Annotated in this window: 12 protein-coding genes; 6 read left to right on the top strand and 6 right to left on the bottom strand. The window is 69.9% G+C overall.

Translation table 11 applies throughout. From position 1 onward, the window contains the following. Positions 1 to 369: 369 nt before the first annotated feature. Together D7X12_RS15115 and D7X12_RS15120 are read left to right on the top strand one after the other, a co-directional pair. Entirely contained in the window at positions 370 to 1,614 is a 1,245-nt protein-coding gene (locus D7X12_RS15115; protein WP_120625979.1) for a serine hydrolase domain-containing protein, read from the top strand. A gap of 112 nt (positions 1,615 to 1,726) precedes the next feature. Further along, positions 1,727 to 3,730: a hypothetical protein gene (locus tag D7X12_RS15120; RefSeq protein ID WP_120625980.1), complete on the top strand. Its 2,004-nt coding sequence runs from the start codon at positions 1,727 to 1,729 to the stop codon at positions 3,728 to 3,730. A gap of 55 nt (positions 3,731 to 3,785) precedes the next feature. On the opposite strand, the gene D7X12_RS15125 is transcribed toward D7X12_RS15120, so the two are convergent. Continuing rightward, positions 3,786 to 4,862 (bottom strand): lipase family alpha/beta hydrolase, encoded by a 1,077-nt coding sequence (locus D7X12_RS15125; RefSeq protein WP_120625981.1) that lies wholly within the window; start codon positions 4,860 to 4,862, stop codon positions 3,786 to 3,788. A gap of 123 nt (positions 4,863 to 4,985) precedes the next feature. Between D7X12_RS15125 and D7X12_RS15130 the strand changes: the two genes are divergently transcribed. Next, a complete protein-coding gene (locus D7X12_RS15130; protein WP_120625982.1) occupies positions 4,986 to 6,290 on the top strand; it encodes a hypothetical protein in 1,305 nt (434 codons plus the stop codon). A gap of 15 nt (positions 6,291 to 6,305) precedes the next feature. On the opposite strand, the gene D7X12_RS15135 is transcribed toward D7X12_RS15130, so the two are convergent. Then, entirely contained in the window at positions 6,306 to 6,992 is a 687-nt protein-coding gene (locus D7X12_RS15135; protein WP_147443666.1) for a choice-of-anchor Q domain-containing protein, read from the bottom strand. On the opposite strand from D7X12_RS15135, the gene D7X12_RS15140 reads away from it, so the two are divergent. Further along, on the top strand, positions 6,967 to 7,608 hold the full coding sequence (locus D7X12_RS15140; RefSeq protein ID WP_120625984.1) for a glutathione S-transferase N-terminal domain-containing protein: 642 nt from the start codon (positions 6,967 to 6,969) through the stop codon (positions 7,606 to 7,608). The genes D7X12_RS15135 and D7X12_RS15140 overlap by 26 nt on opposite strands. A gap of 21 nt (positions 7,609 to 7,629) precedes the next feature. Here D7X12_RS15140 and D7X12_RS15145 read toward each other — a convergent pair whose 3' ends face one another. Together D7X12_RS15145 and D7X12_RS15150 are read right to left on the bottom strand one after the other, a co-directional pair. Then, a complete protein-coding gene (locus tag D7X12_RS15145) occupies positions 7,630 to 9,435 on the bottom strand; it encodes a methyl-accepting chemotaxis protein (protein ID WP_147443667.1) in 1,806 nt (601 codons plus the stop codon). A gap of 180 nt (positions 9,436 to 9,615) precedes the next feature. After that, positions 9,616 to 10,761: an LOG family protein gene (locus tag D7X12_RS15150; protein ID WP_120625999.1), complete on the bottom strand. Its 1,146-nt coding sequence runs from the start codon at positions 10,759 to 10,761 to the stop codon at positions 9,616 to 9,618. A 118-nt stretch (positions 10,762 to 10,879) separates the two neighbouring features. Here D7X12_RS15150 and D7X12_RS15155 point away from each other — a divergent pair, with 118 nt between their 5' ends. Next, complete coding sequence (locus tag D7X12_RS15155) at positions 10,880 to 11,287, top strand: DUF2141 domain-containing protein (protein WP_120625986.1); 408 nt, start codon at positions 10,880 to 10,882, stop codon at positions 11,285 to 11,287. An 11-nt stretch (positions 11,288 to 11,298) separates the two neighbouring features. Beyond that, positions 11,299 to 12,753, top strand: coding sequence for a carotenoid oxygenase family protein (locus tag D7X12_RS15160; protein ID WP_120625987.1), 1,455 nt, complete (start codon positions 11,299 to 11,301; stop codon positions 12,751 to 12,753). Positions 12,754 to 12,768: 15 nt separating this feature from the next. On the opposite strand, the gene D7X12_RS15165 is transcribed toward D7X12_RS15160, so the two are convergent. Next, positions 12,769 to 14,199: a hypothetical protein gene (locus D7X12_RS15165; protein ID WP_120625988.1), complete on the bottom strand. Its 1,431-nt coding sequence runs from the start codon at positions 14,197 to 14,199 to the stop codon at positions 12,769 to 12,771. A gap of 45 nt (positions 14,200 to 14,244) precedes the next feature. Next, positions 14,245 to 15,510, bottom strand: a complete 1,266-nt coding sequence (locus D7X12_RS15170) for a DmpA family aminopeptidase (protein ID WP_120625989.1) — start codon at positions 15,508 to 15,510, stop codon at positions 14,245 to 14,247. Positions 15,511 to 15,533: the final 23 nt, after the last annotated feature.

The following is a 15,533-nucleotide window of genomic DNA, read 5'->3' on the forward strand; positions in this document are numbered from 1 at the left end:
GGTGGGCTGTGGGAGGCCAGCCGCCTGGACGGGGGCGGCACCAAGCGCGAGGGCGAGGAAGAAGGGACTGGAGCGCGTCATCGTTCCGAGAGGTGAAGGTCCGGGTATGACGCCGGGCCCCCGCCCGTTGATCAAAAACATTTCGGGCCGACCCCAGGAAGCCGGAGGCGTGCTCCGCTCCGGCGCGGGCTTCGTCTGGACTCAAGTCGCGGCGCGGACCTGGCCTCATTCGAGGCGAAGGTGGACAGGCCGTGAAGGGAAGGTAGCGGCCTCAAGCCCTCTCTCAATCTCCGGGTGACACTGCCGGAAGCCGTCGGTGTTCCACCTGCCGTCCGGCACCACCGGCCCTCATCACCCTGGAGATGGAACATGGCTGTCCTGAACCGCGGACTGCGGCTGGGCATGGCGCTGCTCACGAGCGTCATGGCCCCCGCGTGTGGCCCCGAGTCCCCTGGCGACACCACCCTGGAGATCAGCGAACTGGAGGCGGGCGCGCTGGGACTGGAGGCGGGTCCCCGTCTGCCTCCGCTCAATCGCGAGGCCCTGCGCCAGGCCATCGCGGGCATCCCGGATGCGAAGGTGACGGGCGCCCAGGTGCGGATCAGCGGCGCGGACGGGCGGTGGCTGGGCACCTCCGGAGTCGCCGACATCCAGACCGGAGCCCCGGTGCGCACGGACGCACGCTTCCGCATCGGCAGCATCACCAAGACCTTCACGGCAACGGTCGTGCTCCAGCTCGCCGCCGAGCGCCGGGTGGACCTGGACCGGCCCGTCCAGGACTACCTGCCGCGCCTCCTCCCCGCAGGTGTCTACGCGCCCATCACCGTGCGGCAGCTGCTCAATCACACACACGGCCTGCCCGGCATCCCGGTGCCGCAGAAGGACCCCGAGTGGTTCTTCGAGAACCGGTTCCGGCGCTACAGCCCCCGGGAGCTGCTCTCGCTGGCGCTTCCGTCCGGCCCGCAGTTCAAGCCCGGCGACGCGCAGGACTACGGAAACGTCGGCTACATCGTCGCCGGGCTGCTCATCGAACAGGTGACGGGCCGTCCCTACGGGGACGCGGTGCGGGAGCGCATCCTCCGCCCGCTGCACCTGCGCGACACCTTCGTGCCCGGCCACGAGGTAACGATTCCGGGACCGCATACCCGGGGCTATGAGTCCGTCGAACCGGAGCGCACGGGCTGCCCGTCCACCGCCACCACCTACGGCGCGCTGTGCCTGGTGGACGTCACCGACGCCAGCCAGTCCGTCCCCTGGGCCGCGGGAGAGATGATCTCCACCACTGCCGACCTGGATCGCTTCCTCGTCGCGCTCTTCCAGGGCCGACTGGTGCCGCGCGCGCAGCTGGAGGAGATGTTCACCGTCCCGGACCTGCCCTCCGTGGATGGCGGCCGCGCCACCTACAGCGCGGGGCTCAACCGCATCCAGTTCAACGGGTTCACGGTGTGGGGCAAGAGCGGCGACCGGCACGGCTACAACAACGGGATCGGCGCCACGCGGGACCTGCGCCGACGCATCGTCTATTCCGTCAACACGCTCGCCATGGGGAAGGAGCCGCCCTCCATCACCTCGCGCATCGTCGCGGCGGCCCTGGACGTGCCCCCCTCGCCATAGCGGCCCGCTCGGAGGTTAACCGCATTTAATCGCGCTTAACCCCAGGCCCCCCGGACACGTTGGTAGACCCAGGTCTCCAACGTGATTGGCGCATGCAGAGGGGGAGTGTTTCATGAGAATCCAGTTCCGCGGTCCCGTGCAGTCCCGTCCGGTTCAAGAGAACAAGCCCGCCGTTTCCCAGGCGGCTCCCCCGCCCCAGGCGGGACCGAACCTCGCCCAACGGCGGCTGACCCAGGACGGCTTCACGCCCGACACTCGGTCGCGCCAGGCCCAGAGCCTGTTCGGTGGTACCCCCACCCCCTACCAGCCCCTTCCGACGGGGACCCCGGCCGGCGGCACCAGCGCCCCGGGCGGGGGTGGTCCCGTCCTCACCCCGAACCCGACCGTGCCGGTGGTGACCACGGCCCCTCCCGGCCAGGCCGCTACCACGGTCTCACCGCAGGTCCAGGCGGCCCTCGATGACATCAACGCGTACCAGCCGGCCTCCCAGCCCATCGGCCTGGCCAGCGCGCTCAAGGAGCACGGCAGCAACAGCCCCGAGGACGTCGCCTTCCGCCGCGAGCTGATGACCGCGCTGGGGCCGGACCGCGTCGCGGAGCTGATGGGCCACGTGAGCGCCATGCCGAGCGACGGCCCGGACATCGCCCGGACCGTCCTGACGGCCGCCACCGAGGCCTTCCCGGTCGCGGACCAGGGCAAGCTCGTGAAGGCCCTGGGGCCGGAGATGCTCGGCGCGGCCCTGGCCACCGGCGTTGAAGCCGCTGGCAGCCCGGACACCGTGGGCCGGGACGCGGCCCTGGCCCAGATGCAGGGCCTCGCGAAGATGGTGGGCGACCTCTCCGCGCTGCCCGCCGGCGCTCCCGGTCAGGCCGAGGTCGCGGGGGCGCTGGATCGCCTGAAGAACAACGAACAGTTCTGCAAGGGCCCCGGCGTCACCACCGCGGCGTGGCTCGTGGCGAACTCCGGCAACGACGCGCTCAAGAGCAGCTTCGCCAACGGCTACCTCGAAGCGTACAAGGCCGACGCAACGTCGCTCTCCCCCGAAGAGGCCCGCGCCGTGGCGTGGACCCTGGGGTCGATGACCCCGAGCGCGACGAACGGGTTGGACACCCTGCTCGCCCTCCCGCAGGCGGAGCGCTCCGGCTTCCTGACCGCGCTCGGCACCGCGCCGGAGGGGGCCGGGGCCGCGCCGGAGTTGAAGAACACCGGCGTCTTCTTCCAACAGGACGTGCAGGCGGGGGTGAACGGGTTCCTGGAGGACGTGGCAAACCTCGACCCCAGCCGCTTCCCCACCGGGCAGCAGCAGGCCGCCAGGGAGCTGCGCATCGAAACGTTCCAGAAGGTCTCCCTGGCCGTGGACAGCCCGTTCTTTGGCGACAGCGCGGAGACCCATCTCGCACTGGCCCACATGTTCGAGAAGGATACCGCGGGCATCATCAACGCGTCCGCCGACAGCAAGGAACCCCTCATGGACATCGAGGGCAAGGCGCTGGCGAAGTTCTTCGACCATGTGGCCTTCCGCGGCGAGGCCGGCCGGGACATCGTGATGGAGGCCGTGAAGCAGTACCTGGGGACCGGGGACAGGGTCGGCATCGTGGACACCCTCGTCGAGGGCAAGGGCGATGTGGAGTTCATGAAGGCCCGTGGCAACCTCCTGGCACGCGACCTGGGGTTCGTGCTCGGCGCGCTTGGCGTGGGGTCGCAGAGCGCGATGGCGAGCCTCGACAGCGAGGAGGCGCGCAAGAAGGCCATCGTGACCGTGCTGGGCAGCCTCGTGGAGACCGCCATCGAGGCCAACCCCGCCGTGTCTGGCATGTATTCGAAGATCAAGGACGGCAGCGCGGGCGAGGTCAGTGTGGACAAGGTGTTCAACTGGCTGGGTGAACACTTCGGAGTCACCACGGAAGGCGCCACGGATGCGAGCAAGGAAGGCATCCAGACACTCGCCAACGTCCTGATCCACGCGTCGTGGAGGCCCTTCTTCGGGAACGACGCCCTGCAGGGTGCATCCCCCGCGGACCTCACGCCCCTGTACGAACTCGTCAATGGGGGCGTCGCGCTCGCCGATGGATATGTCGACCCGAACCTCAACACCGGCGGCGCGCCGCGCAATTGACAGTCGGGGATGAGCGCTCCTCCCCGTCGCGGGAGGGGCGGCCCCGAGCCCCGGCTCAGTGGCCCTTGGGCATGTTCAAGGCCATCGCCACCAGCGAGAGGGTCAGGTCCTCGGGCTGGTAGGGCTTGAACAGGTTCAGCGAGTGCCCGGTCGCATCCATGTGATCCAGCCCCTGCAGGGTGACGGACTTGGAGCCGGGGATGAACGCGTCCTGCGGGAGCACCAGGCCGTCTGACTTCACGCCGTAGCGCTGATACATGTACTCCTCGGTCGCGAACAGCGGCGAGGTGGGGTTGGCGGTGGTGGAGGCCATGCACACGGTGGGGATGCCCGTGGGCATCGGGTGCTCGGCCAGGAACTTCTTGCGCGAGTCGTAGGTCAGGGCCTCACCGCCCTGCAGGCTGCCGCCCAGCGCCTCGATGGCGCTGCCCACGCCGTAGCGCACCAGCGGGTTGTCCAGCAGGTCCTGCGCCATGGGCGAGCCGCCGTACGGCGACTGGAGTGTCACCAGGGCGCGCACGTGGTCCTTCAGCTCCGGGTACATCGCCAGGGCCGCCGCGGAGTCCAGGCCGCCCTTGCTGTGGCCGATGAGCACCACCTGCTTGCCGTTCTTGGAGGCCTCGAGCACCGCCTGACGGACGATGGCCGCGTTGTGCTCCACGCCCATGTCCGAGTCCACGGGCACCCGGCCCACCTGGAGCCCCTGGGCCTCCAGCGCGTCCAGGTTCTTGTCCATGTACAGCTGCTTGGGCGCCGCCTCCGTGAAGAGCCCGCCCACCGCCAGGAACACGCAGTCCTTGGCCTCGGCAGGCAGCACGTTCTTGCCCGTGCGCACCGCCCCGTTGAGCTTCTGGAACTCCGCCGTGGCGTCCCGGGCCGGCGGATACGCCTTCTGCATCCAGCCGATCTTGTCCGCCTCTCCCTTGCCCAACCAGGGGATGGGCAGGCGCAGGCTGTTCACCTGCGAGGGCGTCTGGCCCCGCTGGGTGCCCGCCGGAGCGGCCGGGGTGAAGCTGTCGCGCGCCCTCAGGGCGTTGGAGCCCTTCGACTGCTGGGGCCTGCTGGAGGCTTCCGGAGCGACCCGCGTCGGGGTGGGCGACGTGAGGCTGGAAGGGCGCTGAACCTGAACCATGAAGGGACCTCGGGGGGGGACCGAGTGAGGCAGAGGGGGACTTGCCTACATTGTCGGACGGGGGGCGTTCTTTGTTGCGTGCCCCGGGCCAAGGGCGCGAAGACCGGGAGAAGAGCCCTCGCGATGACCCACCCCGACCCCGCCGTGATGCCCCTGCTGGCCCGTATCTACGACGCCCGCAACAGCCACTTCGATGCGGAGGGCCGCTACTGCCACCGGATCCCCTCCACCTTCACCGAGGCGGAGCATCAGCAGCTGAGCGCCGCCGGGTTGCAGCCCAATGTCTTCGCCCAATGGGGGCATGACGAGACCATTGACCGGCTGCGTCAGGCCGCCGCGGCGGTCGATCTGCGCCGGGCGGCGGATGCGTTCGTGGCCTCGATGGTGTCAGCCGATCCCGCCTGGTTGACCGTGCTGCCCGCCGCCGCGCTCGGGCGCGCCATGCCGGCCCACGCCGAAGAGCCCATGGGCGGCGGCAGCTGCCGGGTCTGCTTCTTCAAGGCGGACGCCATCGACACCACGCAGGTCGCGTACTTCCGCCAGCTGAGCGGCTCCGGCTGGGGGGACACCCACCCCGCCGTGGGTGCACTCGCCCTGGCCGCCGCTTCCGCCAGCCCGACCGCGACCTGGCCCCGACCCACGCCGCGGGATGTCTGGGTGTTCCACCGCGTGCTCGACCTGCTGCGCGCCCTTCCCCCCAAGGCGCGCTACAGCCAGGCGCGAACCGCGCTCCAGAAGGCCGGGCTGCTGCGCGCCGACCACCCCTCGCGCCCCGAGACGGTGCTGGAAGCGCTCGCGTTCATCGGCATCCTGGAGACGCCGGAGCACCCGGGCATGCGGACCCGGTTCACTCCGGCGATTGAACGCGACCGCCGTCCGACGACGCGGGTCGAAGTGCCGGCACCGCTGGCGTGGTGGACGGCGGGACATGGCCTTCACGAAGCGCACGTGGACGCGCTCTTCGGCCATCTGGCGCGACCCGAGGAGGAGCCCGTGCCGCCGCCGACAAAGCCCGTGGGGCGCCGCAAGACCGCCAGCCCGGCCAGCCCCCGGCCCCAGTCCATCGCCGGCCCGCCGACTCCGGGCAGCGTGTATGCCATCCGCTACCGCGAAGACCTCTGGGGCGCCGCCTACTGCCACGAGGTGCGGACCGATGAACGGGGCATCGTGCGGGGCCGGGTGGAGTACCTCGACCTGCTGTCCCCCACCCCGCCCACGGCCGACCAGCTGGCGGGCACCCCCTTCCGCGATCGTCTGAACGGCGAGCGCTGGCAAGGCTGGTGTACCGGCCTCGACAAGACTCCCGGGGTCAAACGGATCGCGATTGAGGTGCCCGCCCCCGCGCACGCCCAGCCCACGCCGGACCGCGTCGCCTTCAGCGGCGCCCGCGACCTGGCGCATCTTGCCGGCTGGAACTTCAAGTTCTGAGCGTGGCGGCTCCGGTTAGTTCGCCAGCGTCTGGGTCACCGTGCTGGCATCCCCCGCAGCCGACGTCGTCGCGCCCGGATAGGACAGCTTGTACGACTTCGCGCCCCCATGGAACGCGGTGTCATAGGCGCCCGTGAAGGCCGCCTTGTTCTCGGCATAGGTCCATCCCGTCGTGGACTCGAAGCCTGCGTTCGCGATGACCGCGCCGTTGATCGCGACATCGTCCACGTTGAAGGAGATCGGGTAGTTCGACACGCCCGCCTTGCTGATCAACCGGAACTGCAGATCGAAGCTCGAACCCGCGGGGTTGATCGCCACCGAATGCGACTGCCAGGCGGTACCGTCCGCCGTGACGTCGCTCTCCCACACGACCACGCCGTCCACGAGCGCCTGCTTGTACCAATAGCCGGAGGTGGTGCCGGCCTCGCTGTCCTTCTCCCAGAACGTGAGCGTCTGGCCCGAAGCAGAAGCGCCGTATTCGTACGCGCCGATGTCATCCGCGGCGCCGGAAGGGCGCGCATTGCCATCCAGGTCGATGGGGGGCGCGAAGGTCGGGGAGCCCGCGTTGATCGCCGGCGAGCCGGACGCCAGGTGGAAGTCCCCTCCCGCGTAGTTCACGAACTGGGGAGGACTGGTGACATCGGCGATGATGCGTCCTCGCCTTGGAGGAATACGGATGACCGCCGCGCTCGAAGGACCCACCCCGCCTGTCATCATCGGCCGCTCCAGCTCGCACTTCACCCGCATCACGCGGATCTTCGCCGCGGAGCTGCGCGTCGACACCACCTTCCAGGTGGTGAGAGACTTGATGTCCTCCAACGCGGAGGACTACGGCGGCAACCCCGCGCTCCGGATCCCCAGCATGCGGACGCCCGGAGGTGTCTGGTTCGGCGCGCTCAATGTCTGTCGTGAGCTGTGGCGTCAGTCGCCCCTCAAGCCCCGCGTGGTCTGGCCGGAGGACCTGGCCGTCCCGGTGCTGGCCAATGCACAGGAACTCGTCCTCCAGGCCATGGCGACGGAGGTGTCGCTGGTCATGGCCAAGGTGGGCGGCGGCGAAGTCACCGCGCACCAGGCGAAGATGCGCACCGCGCTGGTCAACATGATGGCGTGGCTGGAAGAGAACGCGGGGGCCTTCCTCGCCGCACTCCCGCCGCAGCGCGACCTGAGCTTCCTGGAGGTCTCGCTCTTCTGCCTCGTGGCGCATCTGGAGTTCCGGGAGGTCCTGCCCACGGCCCCCTACTCCGAGCTGACCCGCTTCTGTCGCGCGTTCGCGGCGCGGGCCTCCGTCAGCGAGACCCCCTTCCGCTTCGACCCGTGAAGGGGGCTCAAGCCCCCCGACTCAGCCGGCCTGGAACTGCCGCGCCAGCGCGTCCACCTCGCGCGACACGCCCTGCAGCGTCTCGGTGGCGCCCCGGGTGGTCTCCGCGCGCTTCAGCGTCTCCTGCATGATGCGCGACAGGTCGGTGACGGCGGTGAAGACCTGGGTGAAGCCCGCGTTCTGCTGCGTGACGGCGGCGGCGATCTCCCGGGCCGCTCCGGCGCTCTCGCGCGACATGGCCAGCAGGTCGCGCAGGGACGCCCCCGACGTGCGCATCCCCTCCAGGCCGCTGGCGACCTGCTGTCCGCCCTGTTCACCCATCCGGGACGCGTCCCGGATGCCCTGGCGCAGGTCCTCCAGCACGGTGCGGATGCGGTCGGTCGCCTGGACGGACTGGTTGGCCAGCCCCCGCATCTCCCGCGCCACCACGGAGAAGCCTCGGCCCACGTCACCGGCGCGCGCCGCCTCGATGGCCGCGTTGAGCGCGAGCACGTTGGATTGATCCGCCAGGTCCTTCACCGACGCGGTGATGTCCCCGATGCGCGACGCGCTCTGCGTCAGGGCGGACAGGCGCGCCTGGATGCCGTCCATGGCCTTCTGGATGGCCACCAGTCCCTCCAGGCTTCCTTCCACGGAGCGCTCGCCCTGGAGGCCCAGCGACTCCGCGCGCTGCGCCACCTGGAGGACGGCCTCCGCGCGGTCCGCGGCGAGCCGGGACGTCTGCTGGATCTCATCGGACGTGGAGCGGGCCTCCTGGAGCGCCAGGGCCTGCTTCGACAGACTCCCCTGCTGCTCCTCCTGCACGCGGCCCAGCTGGAGGCCCGCCTCGCCCAGCCGGCTGGCGGCGGTGTGCAGCGTCCGCGGCAGCTCCGACAGCTTGAGCAGCACGGAGCGCATGCCCGACGCCAGGTCCCCCAGCTCGTCCGTGGACACCCACGCGGGCGCCATGGCGCGCCCGGCGGCCAGTGACTCGATGGCCTCGCGCACCGCGCCGGCCCCCTTCGCCTGCCGCTTCGCCATCATCCACAGCGTGAGGGCGGGGATGATCAGCATCACCGCGCAGATCCACGCCAGCGCGAAGGCGAACTCGCGCAGCAGCTCGTGGCCCAGCGCGTCCAGATGGCCCACCGCGTCCAGCGCGCCCAGCGACCGCAGGTGCTCCTCCAGCATCGCCCGGGCCACGCGCACCTTCACCACCAGCATCCCGCCGCTCAGCAGCAGCGTCAGCACCATCGCCGTCACCGACGTCAACGGCAGGAACCAGCGCTGCCGGGGCCAGAAGGGGCCGCTGCCCTGGGCGACCACGTCGGGGAAGCGCTGCTGCTCCTCCAACACCTGGGGCAACAGGCGCTGCTCCAGGGTGAGCGCGAACGGCAGGGCCAGCAGCAGCCCGAAGCACGCCGCCACGGTGCAGCCCATCGCCACCTGGAAGGCATCCTTGTCGTGCAGCGAGGCGACGATGAAGCTGAAGGTGAAGCCTCCCAGCACCCAGGCCCCGGCCGCGGTGGCGGCGCCCGCGCGCCACGGCAGGCGCAGGAGCCGCTCCAGGCGCTGACCGGGGGCGTCCCCGGGATTGCGCGCCAGGGCGTGCCGGCCCACCCACCACAGCGACAGCACGGGGAGGCCCGCGCCGAACACGAGGATGATGGGCGGCAATACAGCGAACACCCGCTGCGTCGCCTGCGTCCCGCCCAGCCCCATGGCCACCGACACCAGATACGCGGCGATGAACGCGGGCAGCGAGTTCCACTGAAGGAACCGCCACACCTCTCGCTTCACGAAGGCCCACACCGCGTCGCCATCACCAGCAAGGTCTTGGGCTGCCATACGGGATCGAAGGCTCCAGGCCGCCCGGAGAAGGCAGTCTCCGGGACGGCTGACCGTAACGAATCCCCTCCCCGCATGCCCCACCAAGCCACCGTGCAACCACCGGTCCGGTGCACTTCCATGTTTCAGTTGCCGGACTTCCCCGCGTTGCTCCGTTGGGTTCCCGCAGAAGTCACGCTTTCACCGGTTCAGGGGTCGCGAGGCGTCGTAGTCCACCAGCGCCTGGATGACCTCCTCTTGCGAGTCCGTCAGCCGCAGGTAGCGGGCGTACTCCTGGCCCTGGGCGAGCTGCGCCAGCAGCGGGTACACGGGGCGCGTGCGCGTCCAGAACTCCGTGCCCAGGAAGATCATCGGGCTGATGACGCCCACGGAGCTGTAGTGGTTCTGGCACGCGTCCTGGAAGACCTCCTGGATGGTGCCCGCGCTGCCCGGCGCATAGACGATGCCGCCGCGCGCGATGGTGAGCAGGCCGTCCTCGCGCACGCTGTTGGCGAAGTACTTGGCGATGTGGGTCGCGAACGGGTTGGGCGGCTCGTGCCCGTAGTGCCACGTGGGGATGCCCAGGCTGTCGCAGTACGGCCGGTCTCCGTCCCGGAGCGGGAACGCGCCCCGCACGTCGAAGGCCCGCGCGAGCCACTCGCGGTCCGTGTAGCTGGGGGCCGTCGCGAGGAGCGCGAGCCCCGCGTCCAGCTCCGCCTCGGTGCGCCGGGCGAACCAGGCGCCCACGTGGGTGGCCTCCATGGCGCCCGGCCCCCCGCCGCTGACCATGAAGAAGCCCCGCTGCGTCAGCTCGCGCGCGAGCGCCGCCACCGCGCGGTAGTCCGGCTGGCCGCGCTTCATGGAGTGCCCGCCCATGATGGCCACCACCTTGCGCGTCCCGCCGCCCGCGTGGAGCAGCTCCTCCATCGCGTCCGTGACGGCATGGTCATGCAGCCGCTGCGACAGCATCTCCAGCAGCGTGGGTGGGCTGCCCCGCCCATGGAGGGCCCAGTGCGCGTAGACGCGCGCGTCCAGCGTGTCGGCGTACGTCTCCGGCCGCGCCGGGTCGAAGCCGGCGTACAGCTCCTCCGGTGAGTAGAGGCTGCCGCGATAGGGATGATACGGCAGCCCGGAGATGGGCGGGAACACCAGCGCCCCATGCGCGAGCGCCGTGCTCAGGGCCTCCATCTCCAGCTCACACCCCAGGAAGACGGTGCCCGCCAGCTCGGCGGTGGCCAGCGCGGCGGTGTGCCGGCGCAGGTCCAACCCCTGGATGACGACGTTGGCGAGGTGCGCTCCCGCGCGCAGGTGCTGCTCGAAGGCCTCGATGGTCTCGATCTCGATCACACGGGGAGGATCCCACGCCGGAGCGAAAAGCGTCCACATGTGACTTCAGGCACATGTGTGCCCTGGCGGGGCCCTTCATATTGCCTCGCATCCACCCGCCGTACCCCGAGGCATTCCCATGAAGCGCCTGATCGCCGCCGCCCTGCTGCTGGCCGCCAACGCCCACGCCGCCACGCTCACCCTGGACATCCAGGGCCTGACGAAGAAGACCGGCCACGTCCTCATCGCCGTCCATGCCGACGCGGCGTCGTTCGGCGACAAGGGCAAGCCCGTGGCCGTGCGCAACGTGGAGGTGAAGGACTCGACGCTGACCGTCACCATCCCGGACCTCGCGCCCGGAGTCTACGCGGTGAGCCTGTTCCACGACGCCAATGACAACCACAAGCTCGACACCAACTTCATCGGCATCCCCAAGGAGGGTTACGGCTTCAGCAACAACGTGGGCGCGCGCGGAAGGCCCAGCTTCGCCGACGCGAGGTTCACGCTGGCCGCCGACGGCACGACGCTCACCCTCACGGTGTTCTGAGGATTCACGCCATGGACCGCCGCACACTGTTGCAGGGAATGGGCGCCGCGCTGCTCGCTGGCTGCGCCTCGGGGCCGCGTCCCGCCGCCGCGCCGACCGCCGCCCCCGACTGGGCCCTGGGCTGGCGGTCCGTGACGGCGGACACGCTGGCGCCCGTGGAGGCGCGCGTGCGCGGCAGGTTCCCGGACGCGCTGCACGGCACGCTGTACCGCAATGGCCCCGCCCGCCTGGAGCGCGCGGGCCAGCGCGTGCGTCACTGGTTCGACGGCGACGGCATGGTGCAGGCGCTCCGCGTCTCACCGCGCGGTGTCACGCACCACGGGCGCTTCGTGTCGACCTTCAAGTTCCAGCACGAGGAGCGCCTGGGCCACTACGCGCTGGGCACCCCGGAGCTGCCCGCGCGCGGCAACGACGCCTACAACACGTCCAACACGTCGGTGCTCATGGTGGGCGGCGAGCTGCTCGCGCTCTGGGAGGCGGGCTCCGCGTACCGGCTGGACCCCGCGACGCTGGAGACGCTCGGCACGAAGGACTGGTCCCCGGAGCTGACCGGCGTCCCCTTCTCCGCGCACCCGCTGCCCGAACGCGACGGCAGCTACTGGAACTTCGGCATCGCGCCGTACGCGGGCGATCAGGGCCTGATGCTGCTGTACCACTTCAGCGCTGACGGACGGATGCTCCAGTTCGCCTCCCATCCCATGCCCATCCCCGGCTATGCCCACGCCTTCGTGCAGACGGAGCGCCACCTCATCGTGGTGCTCGCGCCGCTGCTGTGGGACGGCAAGCGCGGCGTGACGTGGTTCGACAAGGAGGCCTGGCAGCCGGAGCTGGGCACGACGGTGTTCGTGGTGGACAAGGCGGACCTGACGCGCGTGGTTCGACGGGAGCTGCCGGCGGGCTTCGTCTTCCACTTCGGCCACGCGTGGGAGGACGGAGACCGGCTGCGCGCGTATGCCTGCTGGTACGAGGACTCGCACTTCATGCACCAGACGCTGGAGCAGGACAGCCAGGGCCGGGGGAATGGCCATCCACCGGCACGGCTGGCACAGCTGGAGATTCCCCTGGGCACGGGAGAGGGTCGCATCATCCGCAGCCCCTACAGCGCGGAGTTCCCGGTCGTGGACCCGCGCGTCCCGGGCCGGCGCGGGAGCACGCACTTCGTCACGCTCGAGGAGGAGGACACCCCCCTCCCGCACGGCGGCGTCATCGCGCGCATCGACGTGGAGCACGGCAAGGTGCAGCGCTTCGACTACGGCGCGGGCATCATCGCCGAGGAGCACCTCTTCGTGCCCTCGGGGCCGCGGGAGGGCCAGGGCTGGCTGCTGGGCACGTCGCTGGACTGCACGCGGGGCCAGACGCGCCTGGCGGCCTTTGACGCGGAGCACCTCGACGACGGGCCCGTGGCGATGGCCACCCTGCCCCGCGCGCTGCCGCTGGGCTTTCACGGCACGTTCCTGAAGGGGTGAGCGTGCGTTGCAAGGTCAGGAGATGACCAGGCCCCACAGCTCCTCAAGCCCTTCCTGGACGAGGCCCTCCTCGGGGAGCACCAGCTTCTGCTTCCAATCCCCGGGCGGTGGGAACTTCGTCTCGAACGTCTTGAAGAAGAGCTTCCGGTAGTGGCTGATCTCCCTGTAGGCCAGGGCACTCCAGCTCCTGGAGGCCTCCTTCTCACACCAGGGAATCATGCCCTGGTTCACGAGGGTGGCGACCTTGTCCATTTCCTGGGGGGTGAAGCGCACGTCGCCCATGAACAGGTGGAAGCCGAGCCTCACGTAGACCCGCGCGGTCCCCGAGGTGAACAGCTCCAGCCAGGCCGCTGACTTCAGGATGGAGACCGCGGGCCGCCGCTCCATGATGTCGAGGGCAGACGGCTTGGTGGAGACCTTTCCCTCCCGGTGCTTGACCACTGCCAGGATGCGCAGGAGCTGCTGCGCGGTCCCGAACTTCTCGTCGTCCGAGACCTCGGTGTCGGTCACCCGCCTGAACTGGACCGTCTCGCCGGAGTCCTTCTGCTGCCCGGGACTGTGCTTCTGCACGGCGGTATGCACGTCGGCTTTGACCTCGACGTAGTACTTGATGCCTTCGAGGATCTCCGTCCGGTCGACGTCCTGTTCCTTGAGCGCCCCCACGTCAATCCGCCCGCCCAGCGGGACCTTGTCCAAGGTGAAGACCTTGTTCTTGCTGGGAGCCGAGATGCGTGAAGAGGGCAGGTCCACGGACCGCACCAGCGAGAAGAACAGGTCCACCACCTCGCTGAACGCACCGTAGACGTTTCCGGACGCGATCTGCTCCTTGCCGGGCTCTACTTCCATCGCGATCTTCTTGAGCAGGTTCGACAGTCCCGGCCCCTGCCTCAACTGCGTGAGGGCCTTGGAGACCCTTGAGCTGTCGACGCGGCCCACCTCTTCAAGAGCGTGGGTGACGAAGCCGTCCTCATCGCGCCAGTCCGTGAGGGCCAGGAGGTTCTCCCCAGCCGTGGTCCAGTCGATGGACGTCACATCGGCCCCACTGGCCAGGCACACCTTCTTCATGGTGGTGATCCACTCCTCCACGGCCTGCTTCAGCCGGACGTCATAGGTCTTCTTCGGGGCCGTGGTGGGCACGGCCTTCTTGGGCGCCTTCAGCGTCTTCACCCCGAAGCCCGGCAACGGATGGTCGGCGGTATCCTTGGGGGCGTCCACGCCCGCCCAGGTGTTGATCCGGTTCCAGGCCGCCTGGATCAGGCCCCTGTCCGCCCCGCCGTGCTTGTTCTGGTCGATGGCCACGGCGGCCTGGATGGCCAGCCGGAACGACGCGAACAGATCATCGGCACGCGGGGTGACGTCCAGGTAGGGCTGGAGCACGTCGTCCAGATCGCCCACCGTCACGAGCTCGAACTTCAGGGAGAACTTCTTGAGGTCCAGGGTGAACACGGGAGCTGCTCCTGTAGGTCCAGGGTGCTGAACGATACACGGCGTTCATTTCACGGGCTTCGGCTTCGACACCGGGGGCAGCCTTCCGGCCTTGCGCAAAGCCTTCACCAGTCGGTCATGGGGCAGGCCATACACCCGCGCGTCCTGGTTCCCGGTCATCGTGTCGGAGACGAGCATCGCGTTCAGGATGGCCTCCTGGGTGGCCTGCACCGTGGCCTCGAAGAGCGGATTGAGCCGTACGTTCTCCAGCATGGCGACCTGGGCGGAGGGGGCTCCGTTCACCGCCTCCGTGGGCTGGGTGGAGAACGCGAGGAAGATGTCCCCGGAGAAGTCCTCGCCCAGGCCTCCCATCTTCGCGATCGCGAGCGGCACCCGCCGGGCGACGCGGTCCAGCTGGTGCGGCAGGAGCGGCGCGTCCGTGGCCACCACCACGATGATGGAGCCCATCCCTTCCGGATGCGTGGGTTTGATGACGCCGGGCGTTGAGCAGGGCTTCATCTGGAGGAAGAAGGGTCCCTTCGGAGGCTGGGCGCCCGTGTAGCAGGAGCGCAGGTCGGGAATCTCCTCGCCCACGGGGACCCCGGCGACGGAGAGCAGCCGCCGGCTGCCGTAGTTGCACTGCACCAGGACGCCGAGCGTGTAGCCCCCCTGCTCCGCCGGAAGCCTGCGCGAGGACGTGCCAATCCCACCCTTGAATCCGTGGCAGACCATTCCCGTCCCGCCGCCCACGGAGCCCTCCGCCACGGGGCCCGGGCGCGCGGCGTCAATGGCTTGCATCGCGTGGGTGGGCCGCACGTGGAAGCCGCCAATGTCGTTCAATAGACCGTCCCAGGTCTCCGCCACCACGGGCAGCCCCAGCTCCCAGGTCAGGTTCCGCTTCTGCGCCCAGGCAATCACGCCTTCATGCACGGCGCCCACGGCGTGCGTGTTGCTGATCATCACGGGGCCGGAGAGCAGGCCCGACTCCTTGACCCAGTGCGTTCCGGTCATCTCGCCGCTGCCGTTGAGGGCGTAGGTCGCCGCGAACACGGGCTGCGCCACCGCGTCCCGGCCCCGGGGCAGCACGGCGGTGACACCGGTCCGGACCTTCGGCGCACCGGGTGCGTCCCCACCGGAGTGGAGCGTCGTATGGCCTACCTCCACCCCCTTCACGTCGGTGATGGCATTGAGCGCGCCCGGAGCGCCCCCGAAGGAGATGCCCAGGTCACTCGCGCGGGCACGGGGCCGGGGAGCCTGGGCCGGGGCCACGGTGGGCAGCAGCACCAGGAGGCAGAGCAGACCTGGAAGCAAGGCAGGGCGGGCGGAGGTCATGGAGGGGGATCTACATCACGTCT

Origin of the sequence: Corallococcus sicarius (assembly GCF_003611735.1) — a bacterium.
Taxonomy (GTDB): domain Bacteria; phylum Myxococcota; class Myxococcia; order Myxococcales; family Myxococcaceae; genus Corallococcus; species Corallococcus sicarius.

What these genes read in the sequence shown, in the direction of transcription:
- D7X12_RS15145 (WP_147443667.1), bottom strand. Translation starts at nt 9,435, where the DNA reads ATGGCAGCCCAAGACCTTGCTGGTGATGGCGACGCGGTGTGGGCCTTC.
- D7X12_RS15120 (WP_120625980.1), top strand. Translation starts at nt 1,727, where the DNA reads ATGAGAATCCAGTTCCGCGGTCCCGTGCAGTCCCGTCCGGTTCAAGAG.
- D7X12_RS15115 (WP_120625979.1), top strand. Translation starts at nt 370, where the DNA reads ATGGCTGTCCTGAACCGCGGACTGCGGCTGGGCATGGCGCTGCTCACG.
- D7X12_RS15140 (WP_120625984.1), top strand. Translation starts at nt 6,967, where the DNA reads ATGACCGCCGCGCTCGAAGGACCCACCCCGCCTGTCATCATCGGCCGC.
- D7X12_RS15155 (WP_120625986.1), top strand. Translation starts at nt 10,880, where the DNA reads ATGAAGCGCCTGATCGCCGCCGCCCTGCTGCTGGCCGCCAACGCCCAC.
- D7X12_RS15125 (WP_120625981.1), bottom strand. Translation starts at nt 4,862, where the DNA reads ATGGTTCAGGTTCAGCGCCCTTCCAGCCTCACGTCGCCCACCCCGACG.
- D7X12_RS15170 (WP_120625989.1), bottom strand. Translation starts at nt 15,510, where the DNA reads ATGACCTCCGCCCGCCCTGCCTTGCTTCCAGGTCTGCTCTGCCTCCTG.
- D7X12_RS15130 (WP_120625982.1), top strand. Translation starts at nt 4,986, where the DNA reads ATGACCCACCCCGACCCCGCCGTGATGCCCCTGCTGGCCCGTATCTAC.
- D7X12_RS15160 (WP_120625987.1), top strand. Translation starts at nt 11,299, where the DNA reads ATGGACCGCCGCACACTGTTGCAGGGAATGGGCGCCGCGCTGCTCGCT.